This is a genomic window from Companilactobacillus metriopterae (assembly GCF_004117915.1).
Taxonomy (GTDB): domain Bacteria; phylum Bacillota; class Bacilli; order Lactobacillales; family Lactobacillaceae; genus Companilactobacillus; species Companilactobacillus metriopterae.
The window spans coordinates 65,809-79,756 of record NZ_RSTD01000003.1 but is presented as its reverse complement, the minus strand read 5'-3'; the positions used below and the strand labels follow the sequence as shown (position 1 = coordinate 79,756).

Here is a 13,948-nt window from a genome sequence, read left to right as displayed (position 1 = left end):
TCCCCTTTCTATTTAATTTTCAATATACAAGATATAAAAGGTCATCTTTTACATCAACTAAAATAATATAGGAAAAATGGGAAAATACAATAGTTTTTTCACAAATAGAATTATATATTTAAGAAAATTTTAGAACTTTATTGATATATTTTGATAATAAAGAGTGTATTAAACGTTTTCATTTGTGTTTTCTAAAATTACACTGTATAAATTTTTCACAGCATCGACACCGAATTTATCAATATAGTAGTCTGAAAACCTAGAATCATTGATATACATCTCAACAATAGCTCTGTGGATAGCTGGAGTGTAATTTGGCATTGTGAATTTTAACCATTGCTGATGTTTCAAATATATCTGCTCAGCAAGTTCTGGTGTTTTTGTTTTATCATATTCGATAAGATATTTTATCATTTCTTCTTCTACTTCAGACATCTTTCGATAATCTTCCTCTGAAAGATTCATAAATTTACGATTGGATTCATCGATTTCTTCAGAAGAATACTTCTCAGTTAATTCCGATCCGTATTTTTCAGTGTTCTCTTTTATAGCACCTTTTTTAAATGCTTCAAATTTTTGTTGATCAGTCATTTTAGTTCCTCCTTCTTCACTATTAATAGTTTGATCAATCAACTGAATTAATTGATCATATTTATTTCTTTCTTCTATTAATAAGTCTTTTTGTTCATTTAAAATTTCCGACCTATTCAATTGACTATCTGATTGAATTTTTATTATTTCTGATAATTTAAAATTTAATTCTCTATAAAATAATATTTCTTGTAGTTTATCAACCTGATTTTCGTCGTAGTATCTGTAACCAGCTGCTGATTTTTCAGATGGTTTTAAAAGGTTTATTTGGTCGTAATACCTTAGAGTACGTGTACTTATACCTGCTAATTTTGCTAGTTCATTAATTGAATATTTGATGTTTTCCACCTCCTCAATAAATTGATTGTAATTCTTTACGTAACGTCAATTTCAAGTATTTTATATAAAAAATTGTTACTTTTTTATCTAGACTGATAAAATCAAATGTAAGAGCAATATAATACAAATGGAATCGAGGTTTTAATTATGAATGAGTTTACTCAAGTGTTAACCATCGGAGGATCAGATTCTGATGGTAGTGCTGGCATACAGGCCGATTTAAAAACTTTCCAAGCAAATAATGTTTACGGCATGTCTGTTTTAACTGCAGCTGTTGCAGGAAATTCATATGGTATTCACGATCAAATGTTGATGCCTAAAAGTTTTATAGAAAACCAAATTAAAGATATAAAAGATGATTTTAAAGTTTCTGCTTTTAAAACTGGTATGCTTTCTGATTCTAATACAATTAAAACAGTAGCAAAGCAAATTGAAGACAAACAATTCGGATTCTTTGTTTTAGATCCAGTCATTATTACAAAACACGGAGATATGCTACTAGAACAAGAAGCTTATAAAACCTTGATAGAAGATCTTTTTCCACTTGCAGATTTAATAACACCTAACTACTATGAAGCCCAAAAATTATCTGGCCTAGAGTTAAATAGTAAGGACGAAATTATAAATGCAGCAAAGATTTTACAAGAGTTGGGACCAAAAAACGTTTTAATAAAAGGAAAACATTCGAAAAATGAAACCACTGACGTAGAAGATTATGTTCTACTAGAAGATGGGACATCTTTCTGGTTTTCACAACCATTTGTCGATACGGAACATATCAACGGTACTGGTGATACACTTTCATCAACTATAGTCGCTCAGGTAGCTCTTGGTAAAAATCTGAAAGAATCAATTGAATATGCTAAAAAATTTACGTATCAAGCTATAAAAAACGTAATTGATGTAGGTCACAAATACGGTCCTATCAATCATTTTATAAAAAATGATATAATATAGTAATTATTACAACATCTTGGAGGTACAAAATGGTAAGAATCACAAAAATTTCTGCAAGTATTATTTTGCTAATCCTTGCAATTGTTTTGATGTTAAAAACTGGATTTGAAGGCTTTATTGCTGCTCTTATTGGCGCCGGTGCTATTGGTAGTGCAGCAGGTATTCTAATCGCTTTTACATATATAATTGCTGGTGCTATCTACTTAATCACAAATCGTAGTTATAGTATTGTTCCAGATGTTATCAGCTTCATTATTTTAATTTTGGGAGCCTTGATTGGATTTTTCAACGGCGGAGTTCCTGACACTAGATACTTATTGATTTGGTCATGGCTTTCTATCGCAATAGGAGCAATTGTTCTGATAATTAGTATTGTCGACTTGATTAACAATCCTGTACCTACTGATGAACCTGAATCTCAACAGAGTAATCGTCAACAATCATTTAACAACAATCAAAATCCTAATATGCAGTATTCTAATTTTGATCAAAATCCACAAAATTTTCAACAACCTCAAAATCAATATGGTCAACAACAGAACTTCAATGGTTATCAAAACCAACCTTATAACAATAATAATTACAATCAATATCAAAATAATAACTTTGATCAATATAATCAACCTCAGAATTACCAACAAAGCAATCAAAGGTTTAGACCAAACGAACCTCAAGGTAACTTTAATGCACCAAACAGATCAAATAATATGAGTAATTCAAACCCAATGGAATCAAGACAAGGTAGACGTTCACGCATGAATAAGAAGAAATAGCATTATAGCTAAGCTGAAAACGCTTAGCTTTTTTTAATTATTTATTACGAAATATCATAATTCTATTGCCAAATATATTAATTAATCATATGATAAATGATGTGAAAGTATTATTTTTATGTTATGGGAGGAATTTATTATGCTAAATCTTGGATTAAGCGTTGTTTCATTAGCAAGATTTCAATTTGCTATGACAACCGTTTTCCACTTTTTCTTCGTTCCTTTTTCTATCGGAATGGGATTTCTTGTAGCAGTAATGGAAACTATGTACGTTGTCAAAAAAGACAAAGTATATCTAGACATGACAAAATTCTGGGGAAAAATTTTCCTACTTAGTTTTGCTGTCGGTATCGTTACTGGTATTATTCAAGAATTCCAATTCGGTATGAATTGGTCTGAATATTCAAGATTCATGGGGGATGTATTTGGAGCACCGCTTGCTATTGAAGCTCTTCTTGCTTTCTTCATCGAATCAGTCTTTATCGGAATTTGGATGTTTACTTGGGATAAATTTACACCAGGTTGGCATGCAGTGATGATTTGGATGACTTCTATCGGTACAATGCTATCTGCTATTTGGATTCTTGCTGCCAATAGTTTTATGCAACATCCAACTGGATTCAAGATCAACGGTTCAACTGGTCGTATCCAATTGACTAACTTTGGTGACGTGGTTACAAATCCACAATTGTGGAGAGTATTTCCTCACGTTATCATTTCTGCTATCATGGCAGCTGGTGTTGTAATTGCCGGTATGAGTGCTTGGGGACTATTAAAGAAGAAGAAAGGTGAAAACCACTTCTTCAAAACATCACTTCGCTTTGGACTATGGGTTGGACTTATTTTCTCAATCCTTACTCTTATCGCTGGTGATTTCCAAACTCAACAAATGTTGAAAGATCAACCAATGAAGTTTGCTGCAACTGAAGGTATCTACAATGATACTGATGATCCAGCTCCTTGGACAATCATCGAATCAATCGATGCAAAAGATCACAAGGCTTCAAACCAAGTTGATATTCCTGTTATGTTGAGTGTTCTTACATATCACAAGACATCTGGTTCAGTACAAGGTATGAATTCTCTTAATAAAGAATTCCACGCTAAGTACGACAAGAAGTTTGGAAAAGATATGGATTACTATGCACCTGCTAAGACATTGTTCTGGAGTTTCAGAATAATGTCAGCTGTTGATGGTATCATCGGTCTTGTTTCACTACTTGGTCTTATCTGGTCAAGAAAGAAAAAAGACACAATCGAAAACAAGAGATGGTTCCTTATCATCATGGGAATCTGCATCTGGGTTCCATTTATTGGTATAACAGCTGGTTGGTTCGTAACAGAATTTGGACGTTATCCTTGGATCGTTTACGGTCTAATGACTATTGCTCAAGCTGTTTCTCCTACTTCAACTGTAGGATCACTATTATTCAGTAATATTGTTTACTTCTTATTGTTTACAATTCTTGGTGGAACAATGGTTTGGTACTCAAAGAGAACTCTAAACCAAGGTCCATACTACGAAATTGAGGATTCAATTGAAAATGTTGATCCATTCTCAAAGGAGGCGTTTGACAAATGACATTAAGTACATTTTGGTTTATCGTCATAGGTTTGCTATTCGCCATATTCTTATTCCTTGAGGGATTTGACTTTGGTGTTGGTATGGCAACTCGTCTAATCGGTAAAGATATGGACGAAAGAGTTGCTATCATGTCAACTATAGGACCACACTGGGATGGTAACGAAACTTGGTTAGTTACTGCCGGTGGTGCAATGTTTGCTTCACTACCACTTTGGTATGCTTCATTGTTCTCAGGTTACTACATTGTTTTACTTCTAGTTCTTGTAGGTTTGATCTTACGTGGTGTTTCATTTGAATTCGTTAAGCATGCTGAAACAAATGCTGGTAAGAATATTTGGATGTGGACTTTCTTCATTGGAAGTTTCATGGCACCATTCTTGCTATGCTTGATGCTTCTAAGTATGGTTCAAGGTATTCCTATGAATGCTAACGGAGATGCTTTCCCTAAATTCTTTGATATTGTTAACTGGCTATCAGTTGTTGGTGGTGTTGCAGGTGTTCTTCTTTCACTTGTACATGGTCTAAACTTTATCCGTTTAAGAATGGAAGGACCTCTACGCGAACGTGCTAGAAGTCTTAACAAAGTCCTTTACCCAATTCTATTTGCTGGTGAAGTAGTCTTTGCTATCTTAGTATTCTTCCAAACAGACTTCTTTGACAAGAGACCAATTTCATCATTAATCATTACACTTCTTATCGTTGTGTTCTCATTAATTGGATACTGGGGTGTTCTTAAAGATCACGAAGGTTGGAGTTTTGCTGGAAGTGGTTTATCACTATCAATGGTTATAGTTCTTCTATTCAACGGACTATTCCCACGTGTTATGATCGCTACTAACCCAGCACACAGCATCTTGATCAAAGATGCAGCAAATTCACACTATACATTAACAATTATGACAATTGTTGCATGTATTCTTGTACCTATTGTTGCAATTTACTTCATTTGGTCATATTCTTTATTTACAAAGAGAATTAATCCAAAAGAAGATAAGGTAAAATATTAATATGATTGATAAGCGTTTATTACGCTTACCAGGAACTAAAAAACTTCTACTAATGCTTGCAGGATTAACTTTCCTGCAAGCATTTGTTATTTTATTCCAAGGTAAGTATTTAGCAGAAGCACTAGTTAATTCATGGAAAATGAAGCCATTAGACACAATCTATATGCCAATGGCTTTATTTTTTCTTGCCTTTGTAGCAAGACATTTATTTAACTTGTTAAACAGTCGTATCGTTGATAACTATGCAGCCAATACATCTGAAGAAATTCGTTCAGAATTGCTGGATAAGATCTACGATACTGGTTCAGAAATTATTCTACGAAATGGTAGTGGTAATTTAGTTACCTCTTCTCTTGATGGAATTGACCTAATTGAAAATTATTTCAAATTGATTTTTACTAAGATCTTGAACATGTCTATCATTCCTCCCATACTTTTAATCTATATATATATGCAGAGCATTTCTTCAGGAATTACTCTGACAATTATTGTTCCTCTAGTTATACTATTTATGATTATTCTAGGGTTAGCTGCTCAATCTAAGGCAGATGAACAATATGAGCAATATACAATAATCTCAAATCACTTCTTAGATTCTTTAAGAGGTTTACCTACATTAAAAATGCTAGGTTTGAGTAAAAAATATGAAAACAATATACACGTTGTAAGTGATGAATATCGTCGTAGAACGATCAACACTCTTCGTATTGCTATCTTATCTACTTTTGCTTTAGATTGGCTTACAACGCTAGGTATTGCTATCTTGGCTGTATTCCTAGGTCTTGCTCTAATAAACGGTACAATGCCACTCTTCCCAGCGCTAGTTACACTGATTCTTGCACCCGAATATTTCTTACCTCTACGTGATTTTTCTAGTGATTATCATGCTACTCTAGATGGTAAAAATGCACTTGGTTCTATTTTTGAAACTCTAGCAATACCTGACAACAAAACAAAAGACACTTTGTCTAATTTTTCATGGGATGAAAATTCTCATTTAGAAATTAAAAATGTTGAGTTTAAGTATGAAGAAGATGCAATTTCTTCCAGTCTAGATATCAAAGAGCTAAAACTATCAGGATACAAAAAAATTGCTGTAATTGGTAAATCCGGATCAGGTAAAACTACCCTAATTAGATACTTGGGTGGTTTCTTGGGATCAAATACAAATGCCAACGTGGTCATTAATGATCAACAGTTAGATAATTTAAACGTTCAATCTTGGCGTGATCAGTTAGCATTTCTACCTCAATCACCATATTTATTTAGTGGAAGTATTAAGGACAACATTAAATTCTACAATCCATTAGCTTCCGATGATCAAGTCAATCTTGCTGCTAAACAAGCTGGTCTCGATATTTTTATCGATAGTTTATCTGAAGGATATGAAACTATAATTGGAGAAGGTGGTCGAGGTATATCTGGCGGTCAACAACAAAGAATCATGCTAGCCAGAGCCTTTCTAGCTAAAGATCGACATGTGTTGATTTTTGATGAACCTACTGCACATTTGGACATCGAAACAGAATACAATTTGAAAGCACCAATGGAAGAACTATTCAAAGATCACTTAGTAATTTTTGCTACACACAGATTACACTGGTTAAAAAATATGGATTACGTCATCGTTATGGATAACGGTAAAATTGTTGAGCAAGGTACTCCTGATGATCTTCAAAAATCACAAGGTCCTTACATGAATCTGATAGAAAATATGCGAGGTGATCAATTATGAGTTTCTTTAAAACATTCAAAAATGACACCTGGGTAAAACCATATATTAAACAATATAAGGGATTACTTTCATTAGCTATTTTCCTAGGATTTTGTACTTCATTTTGTGCAGCAGCATTGATGTTTACTTCTGGTTACTCGATCGACAAGGCAGCTACACAACCTGTAAATATTTTTCTTATATATGTGCCTATTCTATTAACTAGAGCTTTTGGTATTGGACGTCCAGTTTTTAAATACGCTGAGAGACTAAGAAGTCACAACTGGGTATTGAAGATAACTTCAGAATTAAGAACTCGTCTATATAGAACTTTGGAGAATGATGCATCATTCTTCAATGAAAAACACCGTTCTGGAGACATTATGGGTTTACTATCTGAAGACATAAATCATTTACAGGATTTATACCTAGTAACAGTTTTCCCAACCGTAGTCGCATATCTGCTATCATTATTTGGATCAATTGCTATTGGTGTATTCTCTCCTATATTTGGATTGATTATCTTCTTACTAATTCTTGTTGAAATTTTTGTAGTACCTGTATTTTCTGTTTTAATTGAAAGTGCTCGTCGCGAAAAACAAAAATCCATAAAAGCAAATCTATACTCAGAATTAACTGACAATATATTAGGTGTAGATGATTGGGTTATTTCTGGCCGTTATGACGACTTCAAAAATCTATCTCAAAAAAATCTAAAAGAACTTGAATCACTTCAAAGCAAGTCTAAGAAGTTCCGTCGTAATCGTGACTTTGTTTTACAAATTGTCTTTGCAGTTATCGCTGTTTGTTTTTTGATTTTTACTAATATAAAATTTACTAATTATCAAGCACAAGCCAATTTTGTAGCGGCGATTGTTCTGGCTATTTTCCCTCTTTCAGATGCAATTATCCCCGTTAGTCAAGGATTTGAAGAGTGGCCAGAATATAAGAGTTCTATTAATCGTTTGAATAGTTTAAAAACTGAAAAAGTTGAGCTTCCTGAACAAGTAGACTTTGATACTAAGGAATTCAAAGACATTGAATTAAAGAATGTTAACTTCACTTATAACGGTACTTCATCTGTAATCATCGAGAACTTCTCCCAAAAAATTAATCGTGGTCAAAAGGTAGCTTTACTTGGTCCAAGTGGTATTGGTAAAACTACTATCCTGCAGCTAATTTTAGGTGATCTAGTAGCCAACGATGGTTCTGTTAAAGTCAATGGAATTGATGTTTCTAAACTGCAAAATCACCGTACTGAAATTTTCTCAGTTCTAAATCAAAATCCTTTTCTATTTAATACAACAATTTTGAATAACGTTCGTCTAGGAAATGAAAATAAGTCAAACTCTGATGTAATAGAAGCTCTAGATAGAGTTGGTCTAAAAGATTTGATAGAATCATTACCTGACAAGTACGACACAATAGTTGGTGAAAACGGTGAAAGATTCTCTGGTGGTGAACAAGAACGTATTGCACTTGCGCGTATCCTTTTGCAAGATGCACCAATAGTTCTCCTGGATGAACCTTCCATAGGTTTAGATCCAATTACTGAAAATAAATTACTAGATACAATATTTAAAGTTCTAAAAGAAAAAACCATAATCTGGGTAACGCACCATCTTCAAGGTGTAAACTACGCAGATCATGTCATATTCATGGATGATAGAAAAATTGAAATGCAGGGTTCACCAAAAGAACTCTACAATTCAAATGAACATTTCAAAGATTTATACAATATGGATATTGGAATATAAAAAACCTACCCTTTGGGTAGGTTTTTTTAATCTATTCGATCTAATAATTTTTTTACTATTTTTTCTAATTGTTTACGATAACTAGATCTCGGTAATTTTTTGATACGTCTTTCAGCATGTGAAGTGAAAGTCTTAGCAATATCCTTAGCTTTGTTCAAATATCCACTTTCAACTACTATCTTGGCTGCCTGATTAATTTGCTCTTCCGTCAGACTTTCATTGGATAATAATTCTATTAATTTCTGATTCTTTTCATTAAATCCAATTATATAAGGTAAAGAATAAACACCATTACGCAGATCTTCGTAGTTTGGCTTTCCTGTGCTACTTTCATCTCCAAAATCTAAAACATCATCTATAACTTGAAATGCCATTCCTATATCATGTCCAATATTTTTAGATAAATTAACCAATTTATCATCACCGCCAGATACAACCGCACCCATCTTGGTACTCAAACTAAATAATTCGGCAGTTTTACCGGCAACTTCTTTGAAATACATTTTAGGTGTTGCATTAATGTTATTATTAATTAGTAGTTGGTCTAGTTCACCAATTAGAATTTTCTTCATACTAAGAGAATTACTAAGAATATCTAGCTTTGAAGGTAAGTATTTAGAAATACTCTCAAAGTACAAGGTAAATAAGTAGTCACCTGCATATATAGCGTTACGCTTACCATATCTAGTGTGAATAGTTGGTCGACTACGACGAACTGGCGAATCATCAATGACATCATCATGAATTAATGTGGCAACATGCAATAGCTCAAATGATGCAGACAAAGGTACTAACTGCTCGTTAGATACTTTTTCAGGTCCAAAATTTGTGAACAGCATAAAGAATGCTGGACGGAGCATCTTTCCACCAGAAGTTAAATCTATAATCATCTTTGTAATTTCAGGATTAGAAATTCTTATTTGATTATGAATATATGAAGTTGTGTTATCTAATTTTTCCGCAATTTTTGGATAATCTTTCCAAATTTCATTTGCCATTTAAATTCCCCACTAAACGACTGTACATATACAGTTTTAAAATAATATAATATAGTTTATCAAACAAAAAGGACTGAGTTAATTGAAACCATCTGTATTTTTCGAACTTGTCGAAATTAAAGCAAAAACAGCCAGTATTTTTCCATTTATAATGGGAACATTATATTCCTATTACCATTGGCATTCATTAAATCTATTATACTTATTTATTTTCTTTATTGCCATGCTATTATTCAACATGGCGGTAGATATTAATGATAATTATTTTGATTACAAGAATGCAAGCCATGCAAAAGATTTTCAAAAGAATACTAACGTCATTGGAAAAAACAATTTAAATATTCACCTAGTAGGATGGATCGACTTCATTTTTACTGCAACAGCAGCAATCCTGGGCCTTTTTATAGTATATAAAGTTGGATTAATTATACTTTATCTAGGTTTATTTTCGTTTGCCGTCGGATTTTTCTATGCAGGTGGACCTTTCCCAATCAATCGTGGACCTTTTGGAGAATTTTTCTCAGGTATAACAATGGGATTTGTTATCTACCTAATTGCCATATATATCAATGTTTATAATGTTGGTACAATCACCTTCAACAGTAAATTTTATGGAGATGTTCTACTTTCATCACTATTGACAGTTTTTGCCATTTCCAACCTTCTTTTGGCAAACAATATCGCTGATGCAGAAGAAGATGTTGAATTAGGTAGAAAAACGATTGTTTACTATTTAGGTGTAAACAATGCCAAATTTATGTTTAGCTCATTTTACGTAATAGGATTTATTGCGCTTATTTGTTCTGTGATACTAGGACTTCTTCCAAAAATGATGCTTCTAACATTATTAATCACACCAATAGTTTTTAAAAACACTCTGCAATTTAATAAAAATCCAATAAAAAAGAAGACCTTTCCACTTGCAATTAAGAGTTTATTTTTAATAACTCTAGTACAAGTTTTGACCTTCTTTTTAGGCGTTATATTTAATTTTTAACCATTAACGATTGTATATGTATCATGAGCAATCATTAATTCTTCATCTGTTGGAATTACGTATGCAGCAACTTTAGAATCATCTGTTGTAATTAATCGGTTGTCTCCTTCACCATAATTAAGATCATGATCTTCTTTAATTCCGAAAAGTTGTAGATTATCTAAAATCTTTCCACGAGTTTCTGGTGAATTTTCTCCAACACCTGCGGTAAATGCAATTGCGTCTAATCCGCCCATTTCTGCAGCGTATGAACCAATATATTTAACAATTCTATTTACATAAACATCGATTGCTAATTTAGCTCGAGGGTTAGTGTCTTCTTGTTCACGAATATCACGCATATCTGGTGATATACCTGAAATCCCTAACAAACCAGACTCTTTATTGAACTTAGTGATTATCTCATTTACATCAGTTATATTCAATTTTTCCATTAGGTAAGGAATAATTGACGCATCAATATCACCAGTTCTACTACTCATAGTAATTCCTGCTAATGGGGTGAATCCCATTGAAATATCAACTGGTTTTCCATTTTGGATTGCACTTATAGAAGCACCACTTCCTAAATGTAAAATAATGACATTCTTGTCTTCTAGTCCACCAAGGATTTCATTCAATCTTCTTGTTATATAACGGTGGCTAGTTCCGTGTGCACCATATCTACGAATCTTATATTTTTCATAGTATTCATATTTTAAACTGTACAAGTAGTTAACTTCTGGAATATCAGTAAAGTATGATGTATCGAAGACCGCTACTTGTGTAGCACTTGGTACAAGTTCTTCGAACAATTGAATAAATGTTGCTTCACCTTTGTTATGCAAAGGTGCATATTCAGCGAGTTCAAAAACTCGATCAATGTTATCTTTAGTAATAACTGTAGATTTCTTAAAGTCTTCACCACCGGCAACAACACGGTGACCAAAGGCAGAAATATCATCATATTTTTTAATTAAACCAACTTCAATCAAATCATCAAGAATTGATTGAATAGCAGCTTTATTTGACTCAATTTTTTCTTCGTGAGTAACTTTTTTGCCATTATATTTGAAACTAAAAGTTGAAGTTTCAAAGCCCATACGATCAATCATACCCGATGCTTGAACTTCCTTTTCAGGCATAGCAAACAATTTCCATTTTAATGTTGAGCTACCTGCATTAATAACCATTACTTTCATATCTGAACTTCTCCCTTTACTTAATCTATAGCAATTCATTAAAACATTGATATGTCAACATGATTTTGACACTATTTTAAAAAAATGCTACTCTTTAGTAACTATTATAAACGTTTGTTGGAGGAATTATTAGTGAAATTATTTAATCGCTTTCTAAATTATGATTTAGAGGATGAGGAAACTTCTCCTACAAAAGAAAAAGAGACAGCAACTAACTCAGATGTTACTGCCAAAACAACTGATAACGAAGTTAAAAATGACACAACTCAAGAAGCTGAGCCAGAAAAAATTGCTGGTTCTACACTTGAAGAACAACGTATGAATATTACTCAAAAAATGGGATCTCTTGCTCAAGAATACAGTTCCCTAAAGAAAGATTTAAAGAGTAATTTATTTAGTGAGTACGATAAACTTGTAGAACAAAAAGAAACTTTTGAAAGTTACCTAAAACGTTTAAAAAAAGATACCAAGAAAGATCAAGAATATCTAGATGAATTAGAAAATTACAGTGAAGAAGAACATCAAGAAAAAATTGATCTTGAAAAGAAAAATCAAGAATACGCTGCTGCAAGGCTATTTGAACTAAAAGACCAACAACATGAAGCATCAATTGCAATCTCGAAAGCTGAAGTAGAACTTTCTGAACTACATCAAAATTTAGCTCAAAATCAACAAGACGAATTGAATCTCTCTTCTTCAATTAAAGAAGAAGCAAACTTACAAAAATTGATGGAATTAATGGAAGAACAGAAAAATTCTATCGATACTATTTATAAAGCTAGAAAAGATATACAAAAATCGATTGATGAAAAATCAAAAAATCTAACACAACTTAATCAAAATTTGGAAGAAGTTTCTAAAGAACTTACTGCCCAAGCTAAAAATGTTGGTGACTTGGAAAACAAAGTTACCATTATGCAAAACAATTTTGAAAAAAATAAAGCCTCTCGTGCTTCAGATATTGCCCACTATCAGGGTAATATCAGCAATTTAGAAAAGGAAACCGAAAAAATTTCTAGTGAAATTGAAAAAGTTGACTCTAAAATTGATACGGTCGCTGAATATATTAAAGATACATTTAACACTAGACATCTAATTAGAGATATAGATATTAATTCAAGTAAAAATTACTTCCTTTTTGCTGATTCTATTTCTGAAAAAGATGATTTTGATCAACATATCAGAACTATCAAATTTATTGAAGGTCAGACAAATAAATCTGCTGTTTCAGTAACAACAAGCTATAATAGACATATTGTTGAGAAAATTAGCCAAAGCATGGATAATTCAAATCTACCCAAGCCTATAATTCTTAACATGTACGCAGATTTACAGAGTGTTGACGTAGTAGCAGCCAAAAACTTTATTTTAGAAGTTCATGACGATTGGACAGTTACAACAGAAGACAATCGTGAGCTTGTTTATGATGCTACAAATAGCTTAATCATGGAAGCTACATACAAAAACGGCATTATTCAAGAATTGAAAGAATTCCGTGAAAACACTCTAATTAAGACTAGTTTATATAATATGGCAGGCATTTTATCTTCAGAAATCATCTATAATAATGGAAAAATCAAAGAACAAAATTATTACAAAATGGATGGTCAAAAAGCCTTAGCTGAAATTTATAACGATGGAAATATTTCACTATTCCAAGTTTTTGATGGAAATGATGAAGTTAAAGAAGCATTTGAAAACAAAGAAAGCCTTATAGCTTGGTGGCTAGAAACTGTGGAATTCATCGAAGACACTACATTTGTAACAACATTTGGTGATCTAATGTTTGAAGTTATTAATAGTAATTTCCAACTAAATAATGAGAATATTATTGTTATCGTTAAAAATGTAAATGATGATATTGGTGTCTTAAATAAATTACTTAATGATAAAAAGTATATAACTGATATACTTGTTGAAAACACTACTGATTTGAAGAAAATCGAGCAAAGTATCAAGCACGATATAACAGTTAGTTTGATTGAAGAAAATCTAAATAATAGTGATCTGTTACCTGATAAACTAGAAATAATTTAAATAAGCACTCTG

The 13,948-nt window shown here is 32.4% G+C and carries 11 protein-coding genes; 8 read left to right on the top strand and 3 right to left on the bottom strand.

All coding sequences use genetic code 11. The features are described from left to right. Nucleotides 1-168: 168 nt before the first annotated feature. Entirely contained in the window at nt 169-939 is a 771-nt protein-coding gene (locus EKN01_RS06800) for a MerR family transcriptional regulator (RefSeq protein WP_129045541.1), read from the bottom strand. 135 nt (nt 940-1,074) lie between these two features. Here EKN01_RS06800 and thiD point away from each other — a divergent pair, with 135 nt between their 5' ends. The 6 genes from thiD (at nt 1,075) to cydC (ending at nt 8,723) form a co-directional block, all read left to right on the top strand. Further along, nucleotides 1,075-1,887 (top strand): bifunctional hydroxymethylpyrimidine kinase/phosphomethylpyrimidine kinase, encoded by an 813-nt coding sequence (thiD, locus tag EKN01_RS06795; protein ID WP_164966393.1) that lies wholly within the window; start codon nt 1,075-1,077, stop codon nt 1,885-1,887. Nucleotides 1,888-1,916: 29 nt separating this feature from the next. After that, nucleotides 1,917-2,660, top strand: coding sequence for a hypothetical protein (locus EKN01_RS06790; RefSeq protein ID WP_129045539.1), 744 nt, complete (start codon nt 1,917-1,919; stop codon nt 2,658-2,660). Between the two features lie 139 nt (nt 2,661-2,799). Further along, nucleotides 2,800-4,242: a cytochrome ubiquinol oxidase subunit I gene (locus EKN01_RS06785; protein WP_099974058.1), complete on the top strand. Its 1,443-nt coding sequence runs from the start codon at nt 2,800-2,802 to the stop codon at nt 4,240-4,242. Next, nucleotides 4,239-5,252 carry a cytochrome d ubiquinol oxidase subunit II gene (gene cydB / locus EKN01_RS06780; protein WP_129045538.1) on the top strand — a complete coding sequence of 338 codons (1,014 nt, stop codon included), beginning with the start codon at nt 4,239-4,241 and terminating at the stop codon, nt 5,250-5,252. Before EKN01_RS06785 ends, cydB begins: the two co-directional genes overlap by 4 nt. Before the next feature lies 1 nt (nt 5,253). Further along, entirely contained in the window at nt 5,254-6,987 is a 1,734-nt protein-coding gene (cydD, locus tag EKN01_RS06775) for a thiol reductant ABC exporter subunit CydD (RefSeq protein WP_129045537.1), read from the top strand. Beyond that, nucleotides 6,984-8,723 (top strand): thiol reductant ABC exporter subunit CydC, encoded by a 1,740-nt coding sequence (gene cydC, locus EKN01_RS06770; RefSeq protein ID WP_129045536.1) that lies wholly within the window; start codon nt 6,984-6,986, stop codon nt 8,721-8,723. The genes cydD and cydC overlap by 4 nt, the downstream gene beginning before the upstream one ends. A 26-nt stretch (nt 8,724-8,749) precedes the next feature. Here the strand turns inward: cydC and EKN01_RS06765 are convergent, their stop codons facing one another. Further along, entirely contained in the window at nt 8,750-9,721 is a 972-nt protein-coding gene (locus EKN01_RS06765; protein WP_129045535.1) for a polyprenyl synthetase family protein, read from the bottom strand. An 82-nt stretch (nt 9,722-9,803) separates the two neighbouring features. Between EKN01_RS06765 and EKN01_RS06760 the strand changes: the two genes are divergently transcribed. Then, nucleotides 9,804-10,718 carry a 1,4-dihydroxy-2-naphthoate polyprenyltransferase gene (locus EKN01_RS06760; RefSeq protein WP_129045534.1) on the top strand — a complete coding sequence of 305 codons (915 nt, stop codon included), beginning with the start codon at nt 9,804-9,806 and terminating at the stop codon, nt 10,716-10,718. Here the strand turns inward: EKN01_RS06760 and EKN01_RS06755 are convergent. Continuing rightward, nucleotides 10,715-11,899 carry an acetate/propionate family kinase gene (locus EKN01_RS06755; RefSeq protein ID WP_129045533.1) on the bottom strand — a complete coding sequence of 395 codons (1,185 nt, stop codon included), beginning with the start codon at nt 11,897-11,899 and terminating at the stop codon, nt 10,715-10,717. The genes EKN01_RS06760 and EKN01_RS06755 overlap by 4 nt on opposite strands. Nucleotides 11,900-12,031: 132 nt before the next feature. Between EKN01_RS06755 and EKN01_RS06750 the strand changes: the two genes are divergently transcribed. Beyond that, complete coding sequence (locus EKN01_RS06750) at nt 12,032-13,936, top strand: coiled-coil domain-containing protein (protein ID WP_129045532.1); 1,905 nt, start codon at nt 12,032-12,034, stop codon at nt 13,934-13,936. Nucleotides 13,937-13,948: the final 12 nt, after the last annotated feature.

Excerpts from the sequence above, each read along its gene's own strand:
- EKN01_RS06790 (WP_129045539.1), top strand. The coding sequence starts at position 1,917 with ATGGTAAGAATCACAAAAATTTCTGCAAGTATTATTTTGCTAATCCTT.
- EKN01_RS06785 (WP_099974058.1), top strand. The coding sequence starts at position 2,800 with ATGCTAAATCTTGGATTAAGCGTTGTTTCATTAGCAAGATTTCAATTT.
- cydB (WP_129045538.1), top strand. The coding sequence starts at position 4,239 with ATGACATTAAGTACATTTTGGTTTATCGTCATAGGTTTGCTATTCGCC.
- cydD (WP_129045537.1), top strand. The coding sequence starts at position 5,254 with ATGATTGATAAGCGTTTATTACGCTTACCAGGAACTAAAAAACTTCTA.
- cydC (WP_129045536.1), top strand. The coding sequence starts at position 6,984 with ATGAGTTTCTTTAAAACATTCAAAAATGACACCTGGGTAAAACCATAT.
- EKN01_RS06765 (WP_129045535.1), bottom strand. The coding sequence starts at position 9,721 with ATGGCAAATGAAATTTGGAAAGATTATCCAAAAATTGCGGAAAAATTA.
- EKN01_RS06755 (WP_129045533.1), bottom strand. The coding sequence starts at position 11,899 with ATGAAAGTAATGGTTATTAATGCAGGTAGCTCAACATTAAAATGGAAA.